At 66.3% G+C, this 25,820-nt stretch carries 25 protein-coding genes; 7 read left to right on the forward strand and 18 right to left on the reverse strand.

The annotated features are described in order from the left end of the window. Positions 1-2: 2 nt before the first annotated feature. The 4 genes from CHRYSEO8AT_RS00385 to CHRYSEO8AT_RS00400 all read right to left on the reverse strand — a co-directional run bounded on the left by CHRYSEO8AT_RS00385 (position 3) and on the right by CHRYSEO8AT_RS00400 (position 4,585). The gene (locus CHRYSEO8AT_RS00385) at positions 3-1,691 is read right to left on the reverse strand and encodes a cisplatin damage response ATP-dependent DNA ligase (protein WP_159844713.1); all 1,689 of its coding nucleotides are present in this window, start codon (positions 1,689-1,691) and stop codon (positions 3-5) included. A gap of 97 nt (positions 1,692-1,788) precedes the next feature. Then, positions 1,789-2,253 (reverse strand): RcnB family protein, encoded by a 465-nt coding sequence (locus CHRYSEO8AT_RS00390; RefSeq protein WP_159844718.1) that lies wholly within the window; start codon positions 2,251-2,253, stop codon positions 1,789-1,791. Positions 2,254-2,377: 124 nt separating this feature from the next. After that, the gene (locus tag CHRYSEO8AT_RS00395) at positions 2,378-4,198 is read right to left on the reverse strand and encodes a response regulator (RefSeq protein ID WP_159844721.1); all 1,821 of its coding nucleotides are present in this window, start codon (positions 4,196-4,198) and stop codon (positions 2,378-2,380) included. Between the two features lie 81 nt (positions 4,199-4,279). After that, complete coding sequence (locus CHRYSEO8AT_RS00400) at positions 4,280-4,585, reverse strand: BolA family transcriptional regulator (RefSeq protein ID WP_159844724.1); 306 nt, start codon at positions 4,583-4,585, stop codon at positions 4,280-4,282. A 45-nt stretch (positions 4,586-4,630) separates the two neighbouring features. Between CHRYSEO8AT_RS00400 and CHRYSEO8AT_RS00405 the strand changes: the two genes are divergently transcribed. After that, positions 4,631-5,299: a J domain-containing protein gene (locus tag CHRYSEO8AT_RS00405; protein ID WP_159844727.1), complete on the forward strand. Its 669-nt coding sequence runs from the start codon at positions 4,631-4,633 to the stop codon at positions 5,297-5,299. A 6-nt stretch (positions 5,300-5,305) separates the two neighbouring features. On the opposite strand, the gene CHRYSEO8AT_RS00410 is transcribed toward CHRYSEO8AT_RS00405, so the two are convergent. Further along, positions 5,306-5,983 carry an SDR family oxidoreductase gene (locus CHRYSEO8AT_RS00410; RefSeq protein ID WP_159844730.1) on the reverse strand — a complete coding sequence of 226 codons (678 nt, stop codon included), beginning with the start codon at positions 5,981-5,983 and terminating at the stop codon, positions 5,306-5,308. Between the two features lie 39 nt (positions 5,984-6,022). Continuing rightward, positions 6,023-7,201, reverse strand: a complete 1,179-nt coding sequence (locus CHRYSEO8AT_RS00415) for an N-acetylmuramoyl-L-alanine amidase (RefSeq protein ID WP_201304313.1) — start codon at positions 7,199-7,201, stop codon at positions 6,023-6,025. 508 nt (positions 7,202-7,709) lie between these two features. Between CHRYSEO8AT_RS00415 and CHRYSEO8AT_RS00420 the strand changes: the two genes are divergently transcribed. From CHRYSEO8AT_RS00420 to CHRYSEO8AT_RS00435, 4 genes are read left to right on the forward strand one after another with little or no spacing between them, the layout of a single operon-like run. Beyond that, positions 7,710-10,445 carry a ribonuclease E/G gene (locus CHRYSEO8AT_RS00420; protein WP_201304314.1) on the forward strand — a complete coding sequence of 912 codons (2,736 nt, stop codon included), beginning with the start codon at positions 7,710-7,712 and terminating at the stop codon, positions 10,443-10,445. A 59-nt stretch (positions 10,446-10,504) separates the two neighbouring features. Beyond that, on the forward strand, positions 10,505-11,905 hold the full coding sequence (locus CHRYSEO8AT_RS00425; protein WP_159844736.1) for a M48 family metalloprotease: 1,401 nt from the start codon (positions 10,505-10,507) through the stop codon (positions 11,903-11,905). Positions 11,906-11,930: 25 nt separating this feature from the next. Beyond that, the gene (locus CHRYSEO8AT_RS00430) at positions 11,931-12,713 is read left to right on the forward strand and encodes a thioredoxin domain-containing protein (protein WP_159844740.1); all 783 of its coding nucleotides are present in this window, start codon (positions 11,931-11,933) and stop codon (positions 12,711-12,713) included. 7 nt (positions 12,714-12,720) lie between these two features. After that, complete coding sequence (locus CHRYSEO8AT_RS00435; RefSeq protein ID WP_159844743.1) at positions 12,721-13,278, forward strand: CDP-alcohol phosphatidyltransferase family protein; 558 nt, start codon at positions 12,721-12,723, stop codon at positions 13,276-13,278. Here the strand turns inward: CHRYSEO8AT_RS00435 and CHRYSEO8AT_RS00440 are convergent. Both CHRYSEO8AT_RS00440 and CHRYSEO8AT_RS00445 read right to left on the reverse strand, forming a co-directional pair. Then, positions 13,275-14,996 carry a hypothetical protein gene (locus tag CHRYSEO8AT_RS00440; RefSeq protein ID WP_159844746.1) on the reverse strand — a complete coding sequence of 574 codons (1,722 nt, stop codon included), beginning with the start codon at positions 14,994-14,996 and terminating at the stop codon, positions 13,275-13,277. The two genes, CHRYSEO8AT_RS00435 and CHRYSEO8AT_RS00440, sit on opposite strands and share 4 nt — an antisense overlap. Before the next feature lie 61 nt (positions 14,997-15,057). Continuing rightward, a complete protein-coding gene (locus CHRYSEO8AT_RS00445; RefSeq protein WP_159844749.1) occupies positions 15,058-16,305 on the reverse strand; it encodes an ectonucleotide pyrophosphatase/phosphodiesterase in 1,248 nt (415 codons plus the stop codon). A 99-nt stretch (positions 16,306-16,404) separates the two neighbouring features. On the opposite strand from CHRYSEO8AT_RS00445, the gene CHRYSEO8AT_RS00450 reads away from it, so the two are divergent. After that, entirely contained in the window at positions 16,405-17,316 is a 912-nt protein-coding gene (locus CHRYSEO8AT_RS00450; RefSeq protein ID WP_159844752.1) for an ABC transporter ATP-binding protein, read from the forward strand. Next, positions 17,306-18,151 carry an ABC transporter permease subunit gene (locus CHRYSEO8AT_RS00455; protein WP_159844755.1) on the forward strand — a complete coding sequence of 282 codons (846 nt, stop codon included), beginning with the start codon at positions 17,306-17,308 and terminating at the stop codon, positions 18,149-18,151. Before CHRYSEO8AT_RS00450 ends, CHRYSEO8AT_RS00455 begins: the two co-directional genes overlap by 11 nt. On the opposite strand, the gene CHRYSEO8AT_RS00460 is transcribed toward CHRYSEO8AT_RS00455, so the two are convergent. The 10 genes from CHRYSEO8AT_RS00460 to rplO all read right to left on the reverse strand — a co-directional run bounded on the left by CHRYSEO8AT_RS00460 (position 18,123) and on the right by rplO (position 25,768). Continuing rightward, the gene (locus CHRYSEO8AT_RS00460) at positions 18,123-19,040 is read right to left on the reverse strand and encodes a LysR substrate-binding domain-containing protein (protein WP_159844758.1); all 918 of its coding nucleotides are present in this window, start codon (positions 19,038-19,040) and stop codon (positions 18,123-18,125) included. The two genes, CHRYSEO8AT_RS00455 and CHRYSEO8AT_RS00460, sit on opposite strands and share 29 nt — an antisense overlap. Positions 19,041-19,229: 189 nt before the next feature. Further along, positions 19,230-19,688: a GNAT family N-acetyltransferase gene (locus CHRYSEO8AT_RS00465; protein ID WP_159844761.1), complete on the reverse strand. Its 459-nt coding sequence runs from the start codon at positions 19,686-19,688 to the stop codon at positions 19,230-19,232. An 89-nt stretch (positions 19,689-19,777) separates the two neighbouring features. Next, positions 19,778-20,197, reverse strand: a complete 420-nt coding sequence (rplQ, locus tag CHRYSEO8AT_RS00470) for a 50S ribosomal protein L17 (protein ID WP_055753399.1) — start codon at positions 20,195-20,197, stop codon at positions 19,778-19,780. A gap of 104 nt (positions 20,198-20,301) precedes the next feature. Further along, the gene (locus tag CHRYSEO8AT_RS00475) at positions 20,302-21,321 is read right to left on the reverse strand and encodes a DNA-directed RNA polymerase subunit alpha (RefSeq protein ID WP_159844764.1); all 1,020 of its coding nucleotides are present in this window, start codon (positions 21,319-21,321) and stop codon (positions 20,302-20,304) included. Between the two features lie 92 nt (positions 21,322-21,413). Continuing rightward, a complete protein-coding gene (rpsK, locus tag CHRYSEO8AT_RS00480; RefSeq protein ID WP_013268944.1) occupies positions 21,414-21,803 on the reverse strand; it encodes a 30S ribosomal protein S11 in 390 nt (129 codons plus the stop codon). A gap of 9 nt (positions 21,804-21,812) precedes the next feature. Next, positions 21,813-22,181: a 30S ribosomal protein S13 gene (gene rpsM, locus CHRYSEO8AT_RS00485; RefSeq protein WP_159844768.1), complete on the reverse strand. Its 369-nt coding sequence runs from the start codon at positions 22,179-22,181 to the stop codon at positions 21,813-21,815. 128 nt (positions 22,182-22,309) lie between these two features. Further along, on the reverse strand, positions 22,310-23,041 hold the full coding sequence (locus tag CHRYSEO8AT_RS00490; RefSeq protein WP_159844771.1) for an energy transducer TonB: 732 nt from the start codon (positions 23,039-23,041) through the stop codon (positions 22,310-22,312). A gap of 27 nt (positions 23,042-23,068) precedes the next feature. Then, a complete protein-coding gene (locus tag CHRYSEO8AT_RS00495; protein WP_159844774.1) occupies positions 23,069-23,629 on the reverse strand; it encodes an adenylate kinase in 561 nt (186 codons plus the stop codon). A gap of 37 nt (positions 23,630-23,666) precedes the next feature. Further along, the gene (gene secY / locus CHRYSEO8AT_RS00500; RefSeq protein WP_159844777.1) at positions 23,667-25,046 is read right to left on the reverse strand and encodes a preprotein translocase subunit SecY; all 1,380 of its coding nucleotides are present in this window, start codon (positions 25,044-25,046) and stop codon (positions 23,667-23,669) included. Positions 25,047-25,174: 128 nt separating this feature from the next. Then, positions 25,175-25,768: a 50S ribosomal protein L15 gene (gene rplO, locus CHRYSEO8AT_RS00505; RefSeq protein WP_159844780.1), complete on the reverse strand. Its 594-nt coding sequence runs from the start codon at positions 25,766-25,768 to the stop codon at positions 25,175-25,177. Between the last annotated feature and the right edge of the window lie 52 nt (positions 25,769-25,820).

A 25,820-nucleotide genomic window follows, 5' to 3' on the forward strand; every position in this document is an offset into this window, starting at 1 on the left:
TTTCAGGCCTTGGCGATCCGTCCGCCGCCGCTTTCGATGGCGTCCAGCAGGTCCATCACGTCGTCGATGGTGTTGGCCTCTCGCGCCGGCTTGTCCCAACGGATGCGGCTGACGCGGGGGAAGCGCATGGCCACGCCCGACTTGTGCCGCGTCGAGCGGTTCAACCCTTCGAAGGCGATCTCAAGCACAAGGCCGAAGTCGCGCTCGGCCCGCACCGACCGCACCGGCCCGAACCGATCGATTGTGTGATCGCGCACGAACTTGTCGAGCTGTTTCAACTCCTCGTCGCTGAAGCCGAAATAGGCCTTGCCCACCGGCGTCAGCGCCCCCTCCGGCGTCCAGACGCCGAAGGTGTAGTCGGAATAGAAGCTGGATCGCTTTCCATGCCCGCGCTGGGCGTACATCAGGACGGCGTCGATGACGTGGGGATCGCGCTTCCACTTGAACCACGGTCCCTTTGGTCGTCCCGCCAGATAGGGACTGTCCCAGCGTTTCAGCATCAGGCCTTCCGCTGCCGCCCCGACCGGCGGATCGGCCCTGAGCCGCGCCAGTTGATCCCAGTCGGCGTAATCGACCACCGGCGACAGATGAAGACGCTCGCCCGTGTGTTCGGCCACCAGAGCCTCCAGCCGCTTCCGACGGTCGCGCAACGGCAAACTCCGCAAGTCCTCGCCGTCCTGAGCCAGCAGGTCATAGGCGACCACCGCCGCCGGAAAGGCCTGCATGGCCTTGGCGTCCACCGTCTTGCGGTTCAGCCGTTGCTGCAGATCCCCGAACGGCGCCACCGCTCCGTCGCGCCACACGATCAGCTCGCCGTCAATCGCCCCCTGGAACGCCAGAGCCTCCATCACATCGGGAAAGGCGGCCGAAATTTCGTCGCCGGTGCGGGAATAGAGCTTGCGGACATCGCCCTCCAGCACCGCCTGGATGCGGATGCCGTCCCACTTCCACTCGGCGGCGTAATCGGCCGGCGACAGTTTGGGCAGATCGACCGCCTCGTCGATGGCGACCGCCAGCATGACGGGCCGAAACCGGCCGGGCGCATCCGGGCTGGGCCGCTCCGCCCTGCCCTCCAGCCAAGCGAATAGGTCGGCGTATGGCGGCTCGACCGCGTGCCAGACCTCTTCGATGGCCGAGGCGTCGAGGGCCTCCAGCGTCGTCTGCGCCTCGTCTCCGTCTGGCGACGGCGGCGCCATCACCGCGTCGGGTCGCATCATCGCCGCCGCCGTCTTGGCCAGCCGCGCCGACAGTCCCACCCGCAAGGCCCCGGTCATCAGTTTCAGCAGCGCCCACCGCCCCTTCGGCTCCAGCGCGTCGAGCCAACCTTCCAGCAGGCCCCGCACCTCCGCCCGACTGGCGGTGCGCAAGGCCTCAACCACCTCGGCCAGTTCCGGCTCGCGGTTGGGCCGGTGATCGGGCGTCACGGGCCAGATCAGGGCCACCGTCTCGGCTAAATCCCCGACATAGTCGTAGGACCAGCCGAACAGCACGCTGTCCACCCGCCCCTCGACCGCTTTCCTGATCATCGCCGGTTTGGCGGCGTCGAACGTCAGATCGCCCGTCAGCGCGGCCAGCGCCCATCCCCGATCAGGGTCGGGCGTGGCCCTCAGATAATCCCTGACCAGCACCAGCTTCGCATTGCGCGAAGCCGTAAGGGACAGGCGATCCAGAAGCTCGGCGAAGGCGCGCATCGTCATCCATCTCGGGCGCTCGAAGCGTCGCCGCACCACCAGAACGAAAAACGCCCCGGAGGTTTCCCTCCGGGGCGCGTCTCCGATCCGATGGGGATCAGTTGAACAGGCCGGCGATCACGGCGGTGATCAGGCCACCCGCGACCGCAGCCAGAACCACGTCATTGCCGCTGCGGACATATTGATAGCCACGCGGCGGGGCGCGCAGGCCATAGCGGTTGTAGTCGTTCACCACATAGGCGTTGGTCCGGTAGTAGGACGGCATACGCTGACCATAGCTCCAGGTGCGCACCGCGTAGCCGCGCGGAGGCGCATAGCGAGGAGCGTTATAGCGACGCTCGGCCCGCTGCCAGCGAGCGTAGGCGCGTTGTTGCTGGCGATATTCCTGGCGGTCCTGGCGCTGGTCCTGACGGAACTCGCGGCGGTCGTCACGACGATCTTGGCGGTGGTCGCGCTGCTCATAGCGGTGATCGCCGCGCGACTGGGCCGAGGCGGCGCCGGCGGCGCCCAGGGCGGTCGTGGCCATCAGGGCGGCCATCGTGGCGGTGAGGATCTTTCTCATGATCGTATCTCCAACTGCGTCGAAGGGCTTCGACTTGATCGCAGTTATGGAGCTTGCCGGCTGAGGCGTGTCTGAACCGCCGTCATCGGCTTACATTCACCTTGAGAACACGGAGCGGCCGCAATCAGGCGGCGACGGAGGTTTCGGACGGCGGCAGCGCCATCTCTCCAACCGCCTCGCGTCCGCCCCCGACCCGTCCCATCAGGGCGGCCAGGGCGCTGAAGTCGATGGGCTTGTTCAGATAGGCGTCGGCGCCGGCGTCCAGGCCGGCCTCATGGTCTTCATTACGGGCGGAGGCCGACAGGACGACGATGGGCGTGCCCGCATTCTGGCCCCCGCCGTCGCGAATAAGTCGGGTCGCGGTCAGGCCGTCCATCACCGGCATGTTCACGTCCATGATGATCAGGTCGAACGGCTGATCCTGGGCGATCTCGACCGCCATCTGGCCGTTTTCGGCCGTCGAGGTGACGTGGCTGGCCGAACTCATCCAGGCCTCCAGGATCATGCGGTTCACCGGATGGTCCTCGACCACCAGCACCCGCAGCGATTCGCCGCCCACGACCTCGGCGAAGATTTCATCGGCCGCTACCGGCTTGGCCCACTCGACTACCTCGGCCTCGATCTCCAGGGTGAAGCATGACCCTTCGGCCAGCCTGGAGGTGACGGTGATGTCGCCGCCCATGATGTTGGCCATGCGCCGCGCGATGGTCAGGCCCAGGCCCGTGCCGCCGAACCGGCGCGTCGAGGAGGTATCGACCTGGGTGAAGGGCAGGAACAGTCGTTCCAGATCCGCCGCCGCGATGCCGGTGCCGCTGTCCTTGACGATGAACTCGAACCGCACGCGCTGGTCCGACACGCGATGACCGCGCACGATGTAATGGATCTGGCCGGCCTCGGTGAACTTGACCGCATTCGACAGCAGATTCTGCACCACTTGGCAGACCCGCAGCGGATCGCCGCGCACCACCGTCGGGATTTCGCCCTCCAGGGTCGAGACGAACTCCAGCCCCTTGGCTTCGGCCTGGGCCTCGAAGGGGCCGGTGATCCGTTTGTGCAGGCTGTCGACGGCGATATCGATCACCTCGAAATTCATCTTGCCTGCCTCGATCTTGGTCATGTCGAGGATGTCGTTCAGCAGCGACAGCAGGTTGTCGCCCGAGTTGCGGATGATCGACAGATACTCCCGCTGCGTCGTCTCCAGACGCGTGGCGCTGAGCAGCTGGGCCGCGCCCAGGACGCCGTTCATCGGCGTGCGCAGCTCGTGGGAGATCACGCCCAGGAAGTTCGACTTGGCGTCATTGGCGGCATTGGCCTTGTCGCGCGCGGCTTCCAACTCCTCGATCAGATGTGCCTGATGCGACTGGAAGGCGCGGATACGCTCCTCGCGCAGCAGGGTCATGGTCACGAGAACGAACAGGCCCGCCGCCGTGAACGGCAGGACGGCCAGCATCGACCAGAACTCGCTGGTGCCCCACAGGCTGAACAGAATGACCGCCGCCGCCGCGCCATAGGGTGACGAGATGATCAGGGCCTGACGCGGCGAGCTGCGCAGCTGGGCGAACACAAGCACATAGCCGGAGATGATCAGGGCCAAAGCCAGCGGCCGTCCGAAATCGGAAGGCGAGAACCAGGCCAGCAGGGGCGCGATGGCCCAGGCGCCGGTCGTTACAGTGGCGACGATGGGGAAGATCATGCCCCATCCCGTCTCGACCTGGTGGCTCAGCCGCTTTTCGACCATGCCGCGGACGGAGCCGGCGGCGACGGTCAGGCCGAACCACAGCACGGCCTGCCACAGGCCCACCGTGCCCAGCAGGCCCAGGGCCCAGGACGCGATGATCATGTAACGCAAATACTGCGTCTGCAGAATGGCGGTCAGCGCCTGGGCTGCGTCGCCGGCGCGTTGATCGCCCGGAAGCGCCTTCGCGACGCCGTCTGATTCCACCATAAGCCCAGATCCCCACGTTCTGTTTGGTCGCGTGACGTTAAGACGAAGGTTCTAAGACGATGTGAACGCTGTTTTTTTTGGTCATGCGGGTTCCCCCGCCTCCTCCGGCGTCAGCGCCTTGATCGACAGGGCGTGGACGGGCCCGGCCATCTCGTCTTTCAGCAGGGCGTTCACCGCGCGCTGACGGGCCAGGCGCGATTGCCCCTGGAAAGCGGCCGAAACGATCACCAGATTGAAGTGGCTCTCGCCGCCGGGCTTTGCATCCATCCCGCCTTCATGATGGTGACCGGCGTGTCGCCAGCTGTCATCTTCGACCTCAAGCCGTTGCGGCGAGAGCCCATCCATCAGTTTTGCACGAATAATCGCCGTAACGGGGCCTTCTGACATGATCGATTCCTTGATGCGGTCCAATTCGGCCCTACACTTCGGCTGATGTCCGCCTCCTTTCAATACAAGCCGCGCTTCACCGACATTCGGGTCAAGCCGCCCAAGCCCGAGGAAGAGGCGGCCAAGGCCGACGTCCTTCACCTCAAGCCTGGCGAAAAGCCGTGCCAATGGCCCGACTGCCGCAAGGCGGCCGCCGCCAAGGCGCCCAAGTCACGCGAGCGGCTGAACGACTTCTATGAATTCTGCCAGCCTCACGCCGGCGAGTACAACAAGGGCTGGAACTTCTACGCCGGAATGAGCGAGGGCGAGGTCCGCACGCTTCAGGAGAACGAGGCCATGACCGGCGGCCGCCCGACCTGGGAGATGCAGGCCGGCAAGTTCACGCGCGAGGCCGCCGCCTTCGCCGCCAAGATGGGCACGTCCAACACGACCGGCGCCGGCTCATGGCGCGACAGCTTCGGCCTGTTCGGGCGCAAGGGTGATCAGGCGCCGCAATCCCCGACCGAGGATCGCCGCATCGGCAAGCTGGAACGCACCGCCTTGGCCGACCTTGATCTGGACCCCGGCGCGGACAAGGCCAAGATCAAGGCCCAGTATCACGACCTGCTTAAACGCTTTCACCCCGACACCAACAGCGGCGACCGCAGTGCGGAGGCCAAGCTGCAACGGGTCATCAAGGCGTGGAAGACGCTCAAGAAAGCCGGCCTGGCCTGATCTCGCCTATTCGGCGTAGATCATCTTGCGCGTCATGCCGCCGTCCACCGTCAGCACCTGTCCTGTGACGAAGCCCGCGTCGGCTAAATAGAGCACGGCCTGGGCGATGTCCTCGACGCGCCCCACCCGGCCGACGGGATGTTGCTCATGATCGACGGGACGCAGGTCATCATCATCGGAAATCCAGCCCGGCGCGATCGCATTCACCCGCGTTTTCGGGCCCAGGCTGATGGCCAGGGCGTGGGTCAGGGCGACGATGGCGCCCTTGGACGCGGCATAGGCTTCGGTCTCGGGTTCCGACATGAAGGCGCGGGTCGAAGCCATGTTTACGATGCTCCCGCCCTCCGCCAGCAGGGGAATGGCGCCGCGTGTCATCAGGAAGGCGCCCGTCAGATGGCTGTCCACCGTCTTGCGCCAGGCTTCCAGCGACAGGTCGGCCAGCGGCCCATTGACGGGATTGGCGACGCCGCCGTTGTTTACAAGCAGGTCAAGTTCCGACCAGCCGAGTTCCTCATAGGCTCGGGCCACCGAGGCTTCATCGCCGATGTCGCACAGGATCTGGCGGGTGTCGGTCGTGCCGGCCTTCAAGTCAAAGGACGCCACCTCCCACCCCCGCGCAGCCAAGGCCTTGCAGACGCCGGATCCGATCAGACCTGCGCCGCCCGTAACGATTGCTTTCTTCATGGTCCCGAAACCGGCGACGACCGGCTTGGTTGCGCCGGATCAGGGCTGACCGGCGGCCTGGCTGTTCGAGGCGGTCATCATCGGGGCCGAAGGCTCGCGGAAATAGCGGTCGATGCCGTCCGCAACCGACTTCATCAGGCGACGGCGCGCGCGTTCGTCGGTCAGTAGCCGCTCGTCCTCGGGATTGGTGATGAAGCCCATTTCCAGCAGCACGGCCGGCACGTCGGGGGCCAGCAGAACGGCCAGGCCGGCGTCACGATGGCTGCGGCGCAGCAGCGGATGGTCCGAACCTTCCAGATGGGTCAGCAGAACGCGAGCGAACTGGGCCGAGCGATTCTGGGTCGCGCGCTGGGTCATGTCCAGCAGGATGCGATCCACGGAGGGATCGCGGCCCGGCAGATGCAGTTCGCGGTGCCAGTTGTCGCCCCGCGTGAACTCGCGCACGGCCCGGCCGGCGCCCTGTTCCGACAGCGTATAGACGCTGGCCCCGCGCAGCGCCGGATCGGCCCCGGCGTCGGCGTGCAGAGAGATGAACAGGTCGGCGTCCGACTGACGCGCGATGGACACCCGGCGATACAGGTCCACATACCGATCGTCGGATCGCGTCAGCCGCACGCGATAACGGCCGTTCTTCTCTAGTTCGGCCTTCAGCGCCAAGGCGGCGGCCAGAGTGACTTCCTTTTCCTTGGCGCCCGCGCCGCTGGCGCCGGGATCGTTGCCGCCGTGGCCGGCGTCGATGACGATCAAGGGACGTTCAGCGCGGCGCGGCGGCGCGCTGGGTCGCGGCGCCGGCGGCGTGGTGGACGCCCGCACGGCCGCGCCGGTGGCCTTCAGATCGACGACATAACGATAGTGTCCGACCCCGTCGCCGGGCGGCAGCAGGAAGCGCCGCTCGATCTCGCTGCCGCGCGCCAGTTCCAGCTGAACCCGCGAAGACCCGCCGGACGATGTGACTTCATAAGACCGCACCAGGCCCGAACCGCCGCCGTTCAATCCCCGTCCCGGCGCAACGCCGTTCAGGGCCAAGACCACGCGGCCCTCGCCACCGGCGTCGATGACGCGGCCCTGCGCCGACTTGTCCAGATCGATGACGACACGGGTTCGGTCGCCGTCGGCGCCGAAGCGCACGGCCAGCACGTCGCCCTGGGCGCCCCAGGCGAAACCGCGCGTCGCGAACAGGGCGACCATGCAGATGACCACGAAGGACAGGGCGGTCATCGCCCATTCCTTCGCGCCCCAGCGCATCAAACCTGTCAAAACGCGACCGCCCATTGCGACGCCAAACCCAAATAAAGCCTACTAGGCCGTCATCATGCCAGACGCTCGTATTCAGGGGGTTAAGGCGAACGCCTTTTAATTCTCCAGTTGCGTGACTATGCTGTGACCGCTCGCGAACCGATCGCGCCGATTTCGCCTCTGCGAATCTTGGCGCGCCCTCCTCGCGGCGTTGACTTTCACCAATCCTAGAACCGCCCCGGCATCGCCGATGGTTCGAAGAGCGGACCAGGGACGCGGCCTTCCCAAGGGATTGGCGCGCCCGGTTCAGGACCGACGACTTCAATGGGCCTTTCCGCCTGCGTTCCCCAACGGCTTGATCAAGCCCGCTTCGCCGTTCTCGGCGAGGGGATGTCGCGCGCGCCGGCCCTCACCTTCATTCGGCGAGCCGCCATGACCCTGTCCGGTGTTCCGGGACGGTCGGCCTGCGCGCGCCAGAGAGAGACTATCCATGTCAAAGACAATGCTGATCGATGCGGCGCATCCCGAGGAGACCCGGGTCGCCATCGTGGACGGACGGCAAATTGAGGAATTCGATTTCGAATCCCGTGCGAAGCGCCAGCTTCGCGGCAATATCTACCTCGCCAAGGTCACCCGCGTAGAGCCCAGCCTGCAGGCTGCGTTCATCGAATACGGTGGCAACCGCCACGGCTTCCTGGCCTTCAACGAAATCCACCCGGACTATTACCAGATCCCGGTCGCCGACCGCGAAGCCATCATGGCCGAAGCGCACGACGACGAGGAAGAGGACGATCTGGACCGGGAATCGACCGGCGACGACGTCGATCCCGAAGGCGCCCTGGCGGACGAAGAACGCCTGAAGCGCCGCCTGATGCGTCGCTACAAGATCCAGGATGTCATCAAGCGCCGCCAGATCCTGCTGGTTCAGGTCGTCAAGGACGAGCGCGGCGCCAAGGGCGCGGCCCTGACCACCTGGCTGTCGCTGGCCGGCCGCTACTGCGTCCTGATGCCCAACACCGGCAAGGGCGGCGGCATCAGCCGCAAGATCACCAACACCTCGGACCGTCGTCGCCTGAAGAGCGCCGTTTCGGCCCTAGACGTGCCCAAGGGCATGGGCCTGATCATCCGCACGGCCGGCGCCAAGCGCACCAAGGCCGAGATCAAGCGCGACTATCAATATCTGCTGCGCCTGTGGGAGACGATCCGCGAGACCACCCTCGCCTCTCACGCCCCCTCTGTGATCTACGAGGAAGAAAACCTGGTCCGCCGCGCCGTGCGCGACATGTTCGACAAGGATTTCGACGGCATCCAGGTCGAGGGCGTCGAGGGCTTCAAGGAAGCGCGCGACTTCATGCGCGTGCTGATGCCGGCCCAGGCCAACAAGGTTCACCTGTATCGCGGCTCGCGGCCCCTGTTCGCGGCCAACGGCATTGAGGAACTGCTGACGCAGATCCACCAGCCGGTCGTGCCGCTGAAGTCCGGCGGCTATCTGGTCATCAACCAGACCGAGGCCCTGGTGGCCATCGACGTCAACTCGGGCCGCGCCACCAAGGAACGCAACGTCGAGCAGACGGCGTTCAAGACCAATATGGAAGCGGCCGAGGAAGCCGCCCGCCAACTGCGCCTGCGCGACCTCGCCGGCCTGGTCGTCATCGACTTCATCGACATGGATGAGGGCAAGAACAACCGCGCCGTCGAGCGCGTGTTGAAGGAGGCTCTGTCCTCCGACCGCGCCCGAATCCAGATGGGCCGCATCTCGCCCTTCGGCCTGATGGAAATCAGCCGCCAGCGTCGCCGCCTGGGCGTGATCGAGGGCGCCACCGAGGCCTGCCCGCACTGCCAGGGCACCGGCCGCATCCGCTCGGCCGAATCCGCCGCCCTGATGACCCTGCGTGCGGTCGACATTGAGGCCGGCAAGAACGGCGCGGGCGTCGTGGTGCTGAAGGTCTGCACCGCCGTCGGCCTGTACATCCTGAACCACAAACGCGCCTATCTGCAGTCGCTGCTGGAACGTCGCGGCCTGAACGTCATCGTCCAGATCGACGACAGCCTGGGCCAGGGCGAGCACAATATCGAGCGCACCGAGACCAACGAGGACTTCGTCGCGCCCGAGATCGAGATGCCCAATCTCGACGACGACTTCGACGCCTCGCTGTACGAAGACGAGGATGAGGACGACGATGAGGAAATCGTCGGCGACGACGACGACGATATCGAGGCGCTGGACCGCGAGGACAGCGACGACGACGAGCCGCGCGAACGTTCTGAACGCGCCGAGTCCGGCGGTCGTGACCGTGATCGGGGTCGGGGCCGCAATCGCCGCCGTCGTGGCGGTCGTCGAGACGATGAGACCGGAGAGGTCGCCGAAACCGTCGAAGCCGCCGATACGCTGAACGTCGACGACGCCTCGGACGATGAGGAAGACGAGAACGGCCGCCGCCGCCGTCGTGGCCGCCGTGGCGGTCGCCGCGTCCGCGAGGATGGCGAGCGCGACGTCTACACCTGGGTCCGCGGTCGCACGCCGTCGCTGGACGACCCCTATGTCTGGTTCGACCCGCTGAACCCGGGCCGTCACGAGCCGCGTAGCGAGCGGCCAGAACGCGCCGAACGTCCGGCAGAGGCTCAAGCTGAGGTCGAAGGCCTGGATGCCGTCGCTGGCGAAGGCTCCGGAGAGGAAGGCGGCCGTTCGCGCCGCCGCCGTCGTCGCGGCCGGGGTCGTGGCGACGCGCCCGTCGGCCACGAGATCAAGGTCGAGAACCGCGCCACCAACGAAGGCATGCCGCCCGACGGCTCGCCCGAGACGCCGATGGCCGTCATCGTCGAACCGACCGGTGAGAGCGTCGAGGCGGCTGCGCCGATCATCGCTCCCGAGCCCCAGCGCCGTCGCGTGCGCCGCAAGTCGGCCAGCGCCAATGTCGAGATCGCGGCCGAACCGCATCCCGACACGGCCATCGAGCCGAACGAGGCCACGGTCGAGGGCGCGCCGGTCGAACTGGACGTGACCCCGCACGAGGCCCTGGTCGCCGAGACGGTCGAGGTCGCTCCGGTCGAACAGCCTGCCGCGCCGGTCGCTCCCTCCGTTGTGGCTGAACCTCAGCCCGCCGTTCTGGCCGAGCCGTTCGTGGCCCCGACGCCCGAGGTCGATGTCGAGGCGATCATCGCCGAAGATCCGAACCAGATCGTCGCACCGCCCGAAAAGCCCAAACGTGGATGGTGGCGCCGCTGATCGGTCACGATTAGACTGTCAGGATGCAGGCGGGGGCCGGTCGCTATTGGAGTAAAGCCATGAGGTGGCTTCCCCGATCTGCATCTCGCGTTCTGGCGGCGACGGCGGCGGGCCTTATGGCTCTCGTCGTCGCCGGCCAGGCCTCGGCTCAGAGCCTGATCCGCGACACCGAGGTCGAGGGCATCGTGCGCGAATGGGCCGACCCGGTCTTCGTCTCGATGGGGCTGAACCCGACCGACATCCAAGTCCTGCTGGTGAATGACAACGATCTGAACGCCTTCGCCACGCGCGGGCGGATCATGGGCGTCAACACCGGCCTGATCCTACGCACCAAGACGCCCGGCGAACTGCTGGGCGTGATGGCGCACGAGGCGGGCCACATCAAGAACCGCCACACCCTGCGCGACGGGGCCCAAAACGCCGGCCGTCAGCCCATGCTAATGACCATGGCCCTGGGCGCCCTGGCCATCGCGGCGGGTGCGCCCGACGCCGGCGTCGCCCTGCTGGGCTCCAGCCAGTATTTCGGCGCGCTCGGCGCCCTTCATTACATGCAGAGCCAGGAGGGCGAGGCCGACATAACGGGCGCGCGGGCGCTGGAGGGCGCCGGCGAATCGGGGGCCGGCCTGGTGTCCTTCTTCGAGAATTTCCGTTCGCAGGAGGTCTTTTCGGACGCCCGTCGCTATCCCTATTTCCGCAGCCACCCCCTGTCGTCGAACCGCATCGAGACGCTGCGCCGCTATGTGCAGGAACAGCCGCACTACGATCACCGCGATAGCCCCGAACGCATGGCCCAGCACGCCCTGATCCTGGCCAAGATCCACGCCTTCATGGATCCGCCGAACGCGACGCTGCGGGACTATCCGTCGACCAACACCTCCCTGCCCGGCCGCTATGCCCGCGCCATCGCCTGGTATCGCGACGGCCAGACGGAAAAGGCGCTGACGGCGGTGGAGGAACTGATCGCCGGCGACGTGAACAACCCCTATTTCCAGGAACTGAAGGGTCAGATCCTGTTCGAGGAGGGCCGCGCGGCAGAGGCCGTCGCCGCCCACCGTGAGGCCGTCCGGCTCAAGCCCGACGCCCCCCTGCTGCGCGTCAACCTGGCCCATGCCCTGATCGAGACCAATGACAAGGCCAATCTGGACGAGGCCATCGACCAGCTGAAACACGCCGTGGTCGCCGAGAAGGAAAACACCCTGGCCTGGCGCCTGCTGGCCCAGGCCTATGCGACACAAGGCAAGGAGGGCGAGGCGCGCCTGGCCTCGGCCGAATACTATTTCGCCGCCGGCAGCGAGAAGGAGGCGACCCAGTTCGCCCTGCGCGCCCGCTCCATGCTGGACCCCGGCTCCATCGAATGGCGCCGGGCCGTGGACATCGTCCTGGCCTCGGGCGCCACGCCCGACGATCTCAACGACCTGGACCGTCGCGACGCTGCGCGCCGACCGGCCACCCTCAACTGACCCCTTCCCCCGACTGCGAGCCTCAATGACCGACGACGCCCCCACGCCTGCGCCCGAAACCAAAACCGCCAAGCCTGCGTGGCTGAGCGGCGCACGCGCCGGCTATCTGGCCCTTGGCCTGTCGGTCATCGCCCTGGGGTTCTCGGTCGCCCCCTATTTCAGCGCCGGCGAGTCCGACGTCCGGTCCTATCTGCTGGAGCACCCCGAGGTGCTGCAGGAGGCCGAACAGGCGCTCCAGACCAAGGCCGCCGAGGCCAGCGTCGAAGAGACCAATCAGGCCGCCGCCGCCAACGCCGGTCTCCTGGCGCCCGACGCCCGCGACCCGGCCTTCGGTCCGGCGAACGCCAAGGTCACGGTGATCGAATTCTTCGACTTCCGCTGCCCTGGCTGCAAGGCGGTGGCTCACGACTATCGCGCCCTGATGGCCGCCCACCCGGAAGTCCGCTTCGTCTTCAAGGACTGGCCCATCCTGGACCGCGGCGACGACATCACCTCGCAATACGCCGCCCGCGCCGCCTTGGCCGCGCATCAGCAGGGGAAGTATCTGGAGGTCTATGACGCCCTGATGACCGAGCGCGCCCTGTCGATCGAGTCCATCGACGCCATTCTAGCCGCCAATGGCGTCGACATGGCGCGCGCCAAGGCCGCCATCGCCGCGCCCGACACCACACGCCACATCGCCGACATCCACACCACGGCCGCCGCCCTGCGCCTGCGCGGCACGCCCACCTTCTTCATCAACGGCAAGGCCAGCCCCGGCATCGATCCCGCCGAGATCGCCAAGCTGATCGAAGCGGCAAAGCGCTGACCCTCCGATGTTGAACCGCCTGCCCTGGGCTCTGGTCGTCTTCCGGCTGCTTTGCGCGCCAGCGCTGGTTGGCCTGTCGCTGATGGCGCCCACGGCGGGCGGAGCCGCTGCGGCCCTGCTTTCGCTGGGGGTGCTGTCAGATATTTTTGACGGCGTCATCGCGCGGCGTCTGAAGGTCGTCACGCCGACTCTTCGGCGCTGGGACGGTCGAGCAGACGTAATCTTCTGGCTAGGTGCGTCCCTGGCCCTATGGCTGATGTATCCTGCGATGACGGTCGTGCTGGCGCCACTCGCTTTGGTGCTGCTGGTGATGGAAGCCGCCAACCACGCCGTCAGCTTCGCCCGTTTCCGGCGCGAGGCCTCGCCTCATCACTGGCTGTCAAAGCTATTCTGCCTGTTTCTCTGGGGGCTGTTCGTTCAACTGTTCGTCACGGGACAGACCAGTTGGCTGCTGTGGTTCACCTTAGGTTTAGGTGCGCTGTCACAGGTCGAGGCCTTCGCCATCACCATGCGGCTCAAGGCCTGGCGTTGCGATGTGGCCTCCGTCTTCGCCGTGGGACGTTAGGCCTCACCCAGCGTCATCTCCCCACCGATCCATTCGACGCCGGCGTGGCGCAGGGCGTCGTTCGCCGCCGGTTCGTCGCCCATCGCCTGCGCCGCGCGATACAGGACGTAGTAGCTGTAGGGATCGTTGGGCCAGTCCGTCAGCAGTTCGGCGATCTTGGCCTTGGCCCCAGCTGCATCGCCGGACGCCAGCATCGCGGCGGCCAGGCTGCGGCGCGTCGGATACCAGATCATCGGCGGATCGCCGCCCTCCGGCACCATGGCCTGGATCGTCGCCGCGCGGCCATAGGCGGCGATGGCGGTCGGATAATCCTGATCGATCATGGCCGCGCGGCCTTCCAGCACCTTCTGGAACAGTTCGGCGAACCCGACCTGACGATCCGCCATCGTTCCCTTGAACGCCTTGTCCGCCAGCAGGGCCGCGATGGCCTGGGCCTCGACCCGAACGGCCGCCGCATCGCCGCGCCGCGCCGCCGCCTCGCCGCGCGCATAGCGCCAGCCGACCCGCATCAACGGCCGACCGACATCCGGCTCGGGCAGGGCCGCGACCTGGGCGTCCGATCCGAACCGGCCGTAAAGCGCATAGGCGTCCGCCGCCATCACCTGACGATAGACGACATAGGCATCCTCGCCGGGTTCGGGCGCGCCCAGCAGCTGCGGATAGGTCGCCATATACCAGTCGGCCAGCTCCAGCCCTCGCTCGGCCCCGCCCGCCATCAGGGCGCCGCCCATGCCGAAGTGGATGTTGTGGGCGTGCAGCCTCATGCCGCGAATGCCGCCTGGCGGGCTGGCCAGTCGGTCATAGGTCTTGTCCAGCGCCACGGCATTGACGTTGGACATCATGGCGTCCTTGTACCGCCCCACTCGATAGAAGGTGTGCGACGGCATATGCACCAGGTGGCTGGCTCCCGGCGCCAGCAGGGCCAGCCGCTCGCCATAGGCCAGCGCCCGATGCGGATCGTCAGACCATTCCGTCAGGTGGATATAGAGGTGGATGGACGCCGGATCGTTCGGCTTGACCGTCAGGCTGTGTTCCAGGATCGCCATCGCCCGCGTCACGGCCGGATCGGTGGCCTTGCCGTTGTCGTCCCACCATTCACCGTCGGGCTGCAGCATCCAGGCGTCGGCGGTGATGGACCCCACCGAGACGTCGTCGGGATGGCGTTTGGCGATCCGGTCCATGGCGCGGGCGAAGCGCAGGGCGCGCGTGTTTTCCTTGCCGGAGTAGCGCTGGATCAGGGCGTCGATCATCTGGCGCTGCATCGGCGTGGCGTCGCCGGCCAGCCGCCTAGCCTCGCGCGCAGCCCTCAGGCCCGTGGCGAGGGACTCTGGGTCGTTCCCGCCACCGTTCAGGTTCGGCCCGATGGCCCAGGCCTCGCCCCAGGCGCACATGCCGCACGACGGATCCAGCTGCCGCGCCTTGCGAAACGCCCGCACCGATTCCGAATGTTCGAACGCCCAGCGCAGCCGCACGCCATGGTCGAACCAGGCCTGAGCCTCGGGGTTCTTCGTATCAACGGTGAAACCCTCGTCGCCGAAGCCGGGGACCATGACCATGTCCGCCGTCGGCTGGACATCGCCGACCGCGCCCAGGCGTCCGCAAACCTGGGGATTGGCGATCAGGGCCAGGGTCGCCGCCGTCGCCGTAGCGTCGGCCACCGCCACCGGCGCGATCAAACAGGCGACCGAAACCGTCGCGACCCACAGACCCTTGCGCATTCCCGCCTCCCCCGCTTGGCGACCTTTGTGCGCTTAATTGGCCGCCTCGCCAATCACCCGATCAGGGCGTGGTGACGGGCAAGGTGTCCTGCGCCCGGCCGTCTCCCGTCGGTGCGTTGAGGCCCAGCATGCGCGCCAGGAAGGGCTGCACGTCCACGCTGTCCAGATCGGTCAGCCGCCGCCCCGCGACGACGCCCGGCCCGTGCGCGATGAAGACCGCCTCCATCTCCGGCGCCTGATTGTCATAGCCGTGGGCGCCGCCTGCGCGGGTGACCGGCCGATCCCGTGTCGCCGTCAGCCAGCCAGTCTCGACCAGGCAGACGATCTGCGCCACCCGCGGGTTGGAGCCATAGACCAGCCGCGCCGGCACATCGGCCTTGTTCCAGCATTCCATATGCGGATGACGACCGACCAGCTTGGCCTGCACCTCGGCCTCGCGGCCCGGCGCGGGATCGGCGGTCAGAACCGCCCCGCCATAACCGATCTTCAGCGCCGCCGGGTCGATGATGTCGTCGATCCACACCACACGGTCCGGCGACGTGGCGGCCATGCCGTGATCGGACACCACGACCAGCATGGTCCGATCATAAAGCCCCCTCGCCTTCAGCCCCTCGACCAACCGTCCCACGGACGCATCGACCGAGGCCACGGCGGCGCGAGTCTCAGGCGCATCTGGACCGTTGCGGTGGCCAGCGGTGTCCACGATGTCGAAATACAAGGTCTCCAGCTTTGGCCGCTGACCCGCCGGCAGGTCCAGCCACGACAGCACCCGATCCACCCGCACATCGCCCGGCATTCCCTGATCGAAGGGCGTCCACTGACTGGGCCGCACGCCATGGATCTCGACCTCCGATCCCGGCCAGAACATCGTGCCGGTGCGGACCCCGGCCTTTTCCGCCGTGACCCAGATCGGCTCGCCCTGATCCCAAAAGCCGCTTTCCTTGCTGGCCATGGTGAAGGTGCCCAACTGCGCGTCCGTGAACCGGTTGCCGACGACGCCGTGGTGGTCAGGGTGCAGCCCCGTCACCAGCGTATAGTGGTTGGGGAAGGTCACGCTGGGGAAGGACGGCCGCATCGGCCCGAACGCGCCGCCCGCCACCAGCCCGTCCATCACCGGCGTCTGGCCCTTGCCCAGATAATCCGGCGAGAACCCGTCGATCGAGACCAGAATCACCAGGTCGGGCCGCGCCGCCGAGGTCTCGACAACCGACGACTGCACAACCGCCGGGGCCGAAACCGGCGTTGCGGCGCAGGACGCAACCGCAAGGCTGGCGACCAGGGCCAGGCCGGTGGCGAGGAAACGGGACATGGGCTTACTCCAAGGCGACATCGAACCATTGCCTAAACTTAATGGACGACAGGCTTGCGACGGCTTGTGGGAACACGGTTCTCGCGCCAAGCTTGCGTCATGGAAACCGTTATCGACATTCGCGGCCTGACCAAGATCTATGGGCCGGTGAGGGCCTTGGACGGCCTGACCCTGTCGATCCCGCGTGGCGGGGTCTATGGCGTTCTGGGCCCCAATGGCGCGGGCAAGTCCACCCTGTTTCGCACCCTGCTGGGCCTGATTCGCCCGACCGAGGGCGAGGCGACGGTGATGGGCGGACGGATCGGCGATCCGGCCTCGATGCGCCGCATGGGCTCGATGATCGAGACGCCGCGCTTTCCGCCCTTCATGACCGCCCGCCAGGTGCTCGAATGGCTGTCCCGCGCGCACGGCGGCGTGACCTCAGCCGAGATCGACAACTGGCTGCAACGCGTCGGCCTGACCGAGGCGGCAAACCGGCGCGTGAAGGGCTTTTCGGTCGGCATGCTGCAACGCCTGGGCGTCGCCGCGGCCCTGATGACCAAGCCGGATCTCGTCATTCTGGATGAGCCGACCAGCGGCATGGATCCGCCTGGCATCCAGGAGATGCGCGCCCTGATCCGCAGCCTGGCCGACAACGACGGCGTCACCGTCATCCTCGCCAGCCACCAGTTGCAGGAGGTCCAGCGCGTCTGCGACCGCGTCGCCATCTTCAACAAGGGCAAGGTGATCACCGAGGGCCGGGTCTCCGACCTGACCGCCTCCGGCGAGCGTCTGCGCCTGTCCGTCACCCCCCTGGCCAAGGCCCTGTCGGTGCTGGGCGACCGCGCCACCCTGGACGGCGACGCCGTGGTGGCCGCCGTGCCCCGCGCCGAGGCCGCCGCCGCAATCAAGGCCCTGGTAGAAGGCGGCGTCGACATCGAGGAGGCCCGTTGGATCGGCGCCGACCTGGAAGACGTCTTCATGAGCGAAACCGGCTGGACCGGCGTGCAGGAGCAAAACCGTGCTGGCTGACGCGATCCGATCCGAAACCTACCGCCTGTCCAAGAACTGGATCCAGGTCGTCTTGGCCACCCTGGTCGTCCCGGTTCTGTTTATCGCCGGGGGCACCTTTTACCTGTTCCAAGCCAAGGCCAAGGGCGGTCCCATGGCGATGGCGGCTGGAATAAATCCCAACATGCCCTCCACGCCCATCAACCTGATGGAGGCGCTCACGTTTGGTGCAGACAAGGGCGCCAACGGTCTTGTCCTCATCTTCATGCTGGTTGCGGCCGCTACCCTCTATGTCGGCGATTATCGCTGGGAAACCTGGCGCCTAATCAGCGCCCGCAACAGCCGACCCTCTCTATTGCTGGGCAAGATCGCCGTCATGAAAGCGCTGGCTTTCGCCGGTTTGATCGCGTTCCTGATCGCAACGGTCATATTCAACGTGATGAAGGCAGGCGTCTTCGGCCGAGGACTGACGTTCTCAACCGACGTATCCGCCCTGGGCGAATTCGCCCTCCTTTGGGTTCTGTCTTGGGTGCGTATTGTTCAATTCACACTGATCGCCCTGCTGACCGGCGTCCTGACACGCTCGCTCATGGCCGCGTTATTCGTGCCCTGGGCGCTGGGCTTCGCTCAATCGCTGTTCGGTAGCGTTCTGCCGATCATCGGATGGGACCCAGCGAGCTGGAAGGCTCAGTTGCTCCTTCCCGGCCTGGCCTACGATACGCTCAAGGCCATAGTTTCGAACGTACCGAATGCACCTTCCCTGTGGCCTAGCTTGGTCAGCCTAGCTCTTTGGACCCTCGTCCCCCTCATCGCCTCGATCGTCTGGTTCAATCGCCAGGACCTGTCGAAGGAATAGGCGGTGGCGGACTGCGCGCGCCTTCCGCGACCAGCCAGTCGCGGAAGGCGTCAACCGCCGCATCCCTGCGGCCCTCCGGCCGCAGGAAAGCGAACCACGACGGCCGCTCCACGAAGCCGAACGGTGCCGCCAGCCGACCCGCGATGACATCCGGCGCCACGAAGGCCCACGGCGCGATAGCCACGCCCAGGCCCGAGATCGCCGCCTCGACCAGCGAATGGTTGTGGGCGAACTCCCGCTCCATAGTCGCCGGTGGCAGGGCCACGCCCGCCAGTTCCGACCACGCCGGCCAGGCCCGACGGAAGGTGGCCGAGCGCAGACGCGGCGCGCGCGCCACGGCCTCCAGCGTCGGCAGCCCCGCCATCAAGGCCGGCGCCCCGACCGGCCCCTGATGCTGCGCCAGAAAGCGCGTGGACTGGGTGCGGGCATGGGCCTGATCCGGCTCGACGATGCGAATGGCCCCGTCGAACCGATCACGCCGATAATCGACCATGGCATAGGATTCCGACAGCCTGACCCGTACTTCGGGATGCGTGTCCAGAAACCCTGGCAGGCGCGGGATCAGCCATTTCAGCGCGAACGTGCCCAGGCATGAAATCTCGATCTCTCGCGCCACGCCCAGCCGCACGCCATCGACCGCATCGCTGATCGCGCTAAAGGCCGGTGTCAGCCGCCCGGCCAGTTGCGCACCCGCCTCAGTCAGGGTCAGCGCATGGCGCGGGCCGGTCACCAGGGTCACGCCCAGCGAGGCCTGCAGGGCCGCGATCTGGCGGCTGACAGCACCGTGGGTCACGCACAGCTCGGCCGCCGCACGGGTCATGCTTCTGTGCCGGGCGAAGACCTCGAAGGTTCTCAATGCATTCAGCGGTGGCGGCACCCGGCCCGACATGTGATCTCCCCTCACAGACACCGACCCGCTTAATCGATTTCTGCGGCTTGGGAAATCGGGTTCAAGCTTGGCGATGCCGCATCCGAACCCACCGCCAAAGCCGCCTCGCCGCTCGTTGCTCGACCAGATCGCCTATGGCCTGTGCATTCTACTCATATGGGGCATGGCGGTCGCCGCCATCCTGGACGGCTAGAGCCGCTTTTCCATGAAGACATCGGCGCGGGCATAGGGCGTCGGCCGCGCCGGCAAGTGGACGAAGCCGAAGCTTTCATACAGGGCGATGGCCGGCGTCAGGGCGCTGTTGGTCTCCAGATAAAGCCGACCCGCACCGGCCGCCCGCGCCGCCGTCTCGCAGGCTTCCAGCAAGCGCCGGGCCAGCCCCAGGCCGCGCGCGGCGGGCGTAACCGTCATTTTGCAGACCTCAACTCCGTCGTCGGTCGGAACCAGGGCGCAGCACCCCACGGCCTCACCATCCCGTTCCGCGATGAAGATGCGCCCGCCCTTGTCCAGGAACACGCCCTGCGGATTGTCGATGGCGAGTCGATCCTTGGCCTCGACGGCGAAGCCGCCTTCGGCCAGCCAGGCCGTGTTCAACTGCGCCCAGACGGCGGCGTGGTCGGGACGGAAATCAACGATGGCGACGTTCATTCACCCCTCATGCCCCGTCTCCGCTCAAAGCAAAAGGGCGGTCGGATTGCTCCGACCGCCCTTCCGGCGTTTGGTCATGCGACCAAATCTTAGTCTTCGTCGCCGCCTTCGAAGGCCAGGACCGGACCAGAGTCCTTGCCCTTGGCTTCGACGTCGCGATCGACGAACTCGATGACGGCCATCGGGGCGTTGTCGCCGTGGCGGAAGCCGGCCTTCATGATGCGGATATAGCCGCCGTTACGCTCGCTGTAGCGCGGGCCGAGCGTTTCGAACAGCTTGCCGACTTGCGGCACGTCGCGAACCTGGCTGATGGCCTGACGACGAGCGTGCAGGTCGCCCTTCTTGGCGAGGGTGACCAGCTTCTCGACGAAGGGACGCAGTTCCTTCGCCTTGGGCAGGGTCGTGGTGATCTGCTCGTGCTTGATCAGCGAGGCGGCCATGTTCGCGAACATGGCGGTGCGGTGGCTACTCGTGCGACCGAGTTTACGATGGGCGGCGCCGTGGCGCATCTGGGTCTCTCCTACTCCGGAACCGGTATCCTCAAAGGGACCTGGAACCGTAATCTTCTAACCGCCCCGACATTCTCCCAAGGGAGACGGGCGGAGGGTTGAACTTAGATCTGGTCGTCGAACTTCTTGGCCAGGTCTTCGATGTTTTCGGGGGGCCAGTTCGGCACGTCCATGCCGAGGCTGAGGCCCATCGTCGTGAGAACTTCCTTGATCTCGTTCAACGACTTGCGGCCGAAGTTCGGGGTACGAAGCATTTCGCCCTCGGTCTTCTGGATCAGGTCGCCGATGTAGACGATGTTGTCGTTCTTCAAGCAGTTGGCCGAACGAACCGACAGTTCCAGCTCGTCCACCTTCTTCAGCAGCGCCGGGTTGAAGGGCAGGTCGGGCTTGCCGTCCGACTGCTCGACAGCCTTCTTGGGCTCTTCGAAGGTGATGAAGATCTGGAGTTGGTCTTGCAGGATGCGCGCCGCATAAGCGACGGCGTCAACCGGCGTGACCGCACCGTTGGTTTCGACTTCAAGCAGCAGCTTGTCGTAGTCCAGCGACTGGCCCTGACGGGTCGGCTCGACGCGGTAAGCCACCTTCTTGACCGGCGAATACAGGGCGTCGACGGCGATCAGGCCGATCGGCGCATCTTCCGGACGGTTCAGTTCGGCGGCGACGTAGCCCTTGCCGTTCTGGACGGTCAGTTCCATGCGAACCGACGCGCCGTCGTCCAGCGTGCAGATGACGTGATCGGGGTTCAGAACCTCGATGTCCGCCGGCACGTCGATCTGACCCGCAGTCACGGCGCCGGGGCCCGTGGCGCGCAGGGTCATGCGCTTGGGGCCTTCGGCGTGCATGCGCAGCGCCAGTTGCTTGATGTTCAGAACGATGTCGACCACGTCTTCCCGCACGCCTTCCAGCGACGAGAATTCATGAACGACGCCGTCGATCTGGATGGCCGTGACAGCCGCGCCTTGCAGCGAGGACAGCAGAACGCGACGGAGCGCGTTGCCGAGCGTCACGCCGAAGCCACGCTCGAGGGGTTCGGCCACCAGGCGCGCCTTGCGCTGGGTGTCGGAACCGATCTCGATCTGCGGCTTCTCGGGACGGATCAGCTCTTGCCAGTTTCTTTCGATCATTTTGTCCCTCGAACGGGTTTCGCCTGCTCCGGCCTTGTCGACGAGGCCATGATGGAGCGGACGGAGATGGGGGGTGCCTAGAACGCTATCGCTTAGACGCGACGACGCTTGGGCGGACGGCAACCATTGTGCGGCATCGGCGTGACGTCGCGGATGGTCGTGATCGTCAGGCCGACCGACTGCAGAGCGCGCAGGGCCGACTCACGGCCGGAACCCGGACCCGAGACGTTCACTTCCAGCGTCTTCACGCCGTGTTCCTGAGCCTTCTTGCCAGCGTCTTCAGCGGCCATCTGGGCGGCGTAAGGGGTCGACTTACGCGAACCCTTGAAGCCCATGTGTCCGGCCGAAGACCACGAGATCGCGTTGCCCTGGGCATCGGTGATCGTGATCATGGTGTTGTTGAACGAAGCATTCACGTGGGCGACGCCCGAGGTGATGTTCTTGCGCTCGCGCTTCTTTACGCGACCCGGTTCCTTGGCCATGTGTCTGTCTTACTTCTTCTTGCCGGCGATCGGCTTGGCGGGACCCTTGCGGGTGCGGGCGTTCGTATGGGTGCGCTGGCCGCGGACCGGCAGGCCCTTACGGTGACGCAGGCCGCGGTAGCAGGCCAGGTCCATCAGACGCTTGATGTTCATCGACGTCTCGCGGCGCAGATCGCCCTCGACGGTGTGATCCTTGTCGATCGTTTCGCGGATCGACAAGACTTCGGCGTCCGTCAGCTGGTTCACGCGGCGGGCGGCTTCGATGCCCACCTTCTCGGTGATGTCCTTGGCGGCGGCGGGGCCGATGCCATGGATATACTGAAGCGCGATCTCTACGCGCTTGTTGGTCGGGATGTTGACGCCAGCAATACGGGCCACGAAATTCTCCAGATACGCGTTAGTCAGACGCAACAAACGCTCCGGTCAACAGACCAGGAGCGTGGCGCCCTTCGCGGGAAGGCGCCCTTATACATGTGATTCACGAGGCGTCAACATCTGGAGGCGCCTCAACGCGGCGGACGGCCGAAGTCCACACCGACAGTGACCCGCTGCCCCTCGACGGGTCGGCCGTCCTCGGTGGGGGGCTGGAAACGGAAGAAGCCGGAGACCTGAAGACCCGCTGCGCCGAAGCCCAGGCCGGGCGGCGTCTCTTGCACCACACGGCAACCGTCCAGCCGGCTATCCAGGCGAATGATACAAGACAGCTCCACCCGGCCATAGCGGCTGCGCGCGCCCGAGGGGTGGTGGGCGCGGATCTGACCGATGGTGGGGCCGGTCACCAGGCGCGGTCCGGTCGAGCCGCTGCCGGGGCCACTGCCGGATCCGACGCCAGAACCACTGCCGGTCCCCTGCCCGCCCTGGCCGAAACCGGGCTGAGGCGACGGATTGGGGGTGATACCGACTACGGGGGCGGGCTCGGGCGCCTTCACAGGCGGCGCAGGAACCTCGCGCGGGCGTTCCTGGGGCGGAGGCGGCGGCGTGTGAATGACAGAGGGCGCTGCGGGCGCGCCACCGCCCGTCTCTGGCGCGGGTGGTTCGTTCGAGATCGGCGGCGGGGGATCGTAGAGCACGACCTCGAACGGCGGGGGTTCGACCACAGGCGTCTGGGCCGGCCCCCTCGCACGCCCCAGCAGCAGGAACAGGCCGATCTCGGCGACAGCGACGGCAATAAAGATACCCGCCATGCGCCAGCGACGCGGGTGGGTCTTCTCGGGTCTGGAGTCGGCGTGTTCGGTCATCAGGCGATCAACGCCTGAAACCGCAAATCAGGCCAGGGCTTCGTCGATGGCCTTGGCCACGGACTCGATCGTGCCCATGCCGTCGGCCTGCGTCAGCTTGCCCTGGGCTTCGTAATAGGGAAGCAGCGGCGCGGTGTTGCGGTTGTAGGCCTCAAGCCGAACCTTGAACGATTCGGGATTGTCGTCGGGGCGGCCCTGTTCCGCGAAACGCTTGGCGATCCGTTCGGTTAGGGCGGCGTCGTCGACCTTTAGCCGCACGACGGCGTCGATCTGAACGCCGCGCTTGGCCAGCATCTCGTCCAGCGCCTCAGCCTGGGCCACGGTGCGGGGGAAACCGTCAAAGATGGCGCCGCCGGCGGCCTCGGCCTCGTTCAGGCGATCCTCGATCAGGGCGATGACGATCTCGTCGGTGACCAGGTCGCCACGCGCCAGCACGTCCTTGACCTTGAGCCCCAGCTCCGAGCCAGAGGCGATCGCCGCGCGAAGCATGTCGCCGGTGGAGAGCTGGACCATGCCCTTCTCTTCCACCAGCCGCTTCGCCTGGGTGCCCTTGCCCGCCGCTGGCGGTCCGAACAGGATCAAGTTCATGCTTCAGCCCTCCCCTGGGCGTCTGTCAGCTTAAGACTTAGCGGCGCACGGGCGTGGGCGCGCCACGACCGCCACGACCACGCAGCTTGGCCTTCTTGATCAGGCCTTCGTACTGGTGCGCCAGCAGTTGGGACTGAATCTGGGCCACAGTGTCCATCGTGACCGAGACGACGATCAAGATAGACGTTCCGCCAAAGTACAGGCTGTTGCCGAACTGGCTGACGATGAACTCAGGCAGCAGGCAGACCGCGGTGATGTAGGCGGCGCCGATCACGGTCAGGCGGGTCAGGACATAGTCCAGATATTCCGCCGTGCGCTTGCCCGGACGGATGCCTGGCAGGAAGCCGCCGTATTTGCGCAGGTTCTCGGCCGTGTCCTCGGGGTTGAAGGTGATCGAGGTGTAGAAGAAGCAGAAGAAGACGATCAGGGCGGCATACAGCGCCATGAACAGCGGCTGGCCGTGCGTCAGCTGCGCCGTCACCAGCGGCAGCCAGCTCATCCAGCTGGGCAGGTCCGCGTTTGCCGTCATGGTCGCCACCGTCGTCGGCAGCATCAGCAGCGACGAGGCGAAGATCGGCGGGATGACGCCCGCAGTGTTGACCTTCAGCGGCAGGAACGACCGCTCGCCCCCAGCCATGCGGTTGCCTTCCTGGCGCTTCGGATACTGGATCAGAAGACGGCGCTGGGCGCGTTCCATGAAGACGATGAAGACCACGGTGGCCACGGCCAGGATGGCGATGAACAGCAGGGCGAAGGCCGACATCTGGCCTTGCTGAGCCAGGCCCAGCAGGCGCGCGATGGTGGACGGCAGGACCGCCACGATACCGGCGAAGATGATCAGCGAGATGCCGTTGCCGACGCCGCGCGCCGTCACCTGTTCACCCAGCCACATCAGGAACATGGTGCCGCCGGTCAGGGTCACGACCGTCGAGACGATGAAGAACAGGCCGGGATTGTCGACCAGGCCGGCCGTGCTGTTCAGGCCTGCGGCGATACCGAAGGACTGCGCCAGCGCCAGGAACACCGTCAGGTAACGGGTGTACTGGTTCAGCTGCTTGCGGCCGCTTTCGCCGCCTTCCTTCTTCAGCTTCTCCCAGGGCGGATACACGGTGCCCATCAGCTGCACGATGATCGAGGCCGAAATGTACGGCATCACGTTCAGCGCGAAGATGGCCATACGCTCGACCGCACCGCCCGAGAACATGTTGAACATGTCCAGGATGCCGCGCTGGCCCGACGGGTCCTGGAAGAACTGCAGGAAGGCCTGCGAGTTGATGCCCGGGATCGGCACATACGTCCCGATCCGATAGACCAGGAGTGCGCCCAGCGTGAAGAGCAGGCGCTTATGCAGCTCGGTCGCTTTCGCGAACGAGCCCATGTTCATATTGGCGGCGAGTTGTTCTGCGGCCGAAGCCATTATGCGTCCCCACGACTGATTGAGTCGTCAGATAGGCGAGAAGCGGCGCTCTTGCGAGGCCGCTTCCGTTCTTTCGTCGTCGCAGGGGCAATCAGGCCACGGCCTAACTGACCGCGACGACGCGTTGCTTAGGCTTTGGCGGCGGCGCGCTTGGTGCGGGCCGAGATCTTGTTCTCGTCGCCCAGACGCGGCTTGGCAGGCGGAACCTTGCCCTTGGCCAGGTTGCGCTTCTCGACGCGTGCTGCGGCCTTGGCTTCAGCGGCAATGCGCTCTTGCACGACCGAACCGCCAGCGGCTTCGATGGCCTTGATCGCGCCCGAAGTCGCCGACCAGACGACCAGGTTCAGCGCTTGCTTCAGCTCACCAGTGCCCAGCAAACGCACGCCGTCCTTGACGCGACGGATCACGCCGGCGGCGACCAGGGCGTCGCCCTTGAGTTCCGACTTGGCGTCCAGCTTGCCGGCGTCAATGGCGTCTTGCAGGCGCCACAGGTTCACTTCAGCCAGCTTCAGAGCGTTGGCGTTGTTGAAGCCACGCTTGGGCATACGCATGTACAGCGGCATTTGGCCGCCTTCGAAGCCGCCGATGGCGACGCCCGAACGCGACTTCTGACCCTTGACGCCACGGCCAGCGGTCTTGCCCTTGCCCGAACCGGGGCCACGGCCGACACGCATGCGCTTCTTGTGCGCGCCTTCGTTGTCGCGGATTTCGTTCAGTTTCATATGCCTGATCCTTTCGGGTGCTAGCGCCCGGACCATTGATCCGGACTCGGCT

This window comes from Brevundimonas sp. G8, assembly GCF_902506205.1.
Classification (GTDB): domain Bacteria; phylum Pseudomonadota; class Alphaproteobacteria; order Caulobacterales; family Caulobacteraceae; genus Brevundimonas.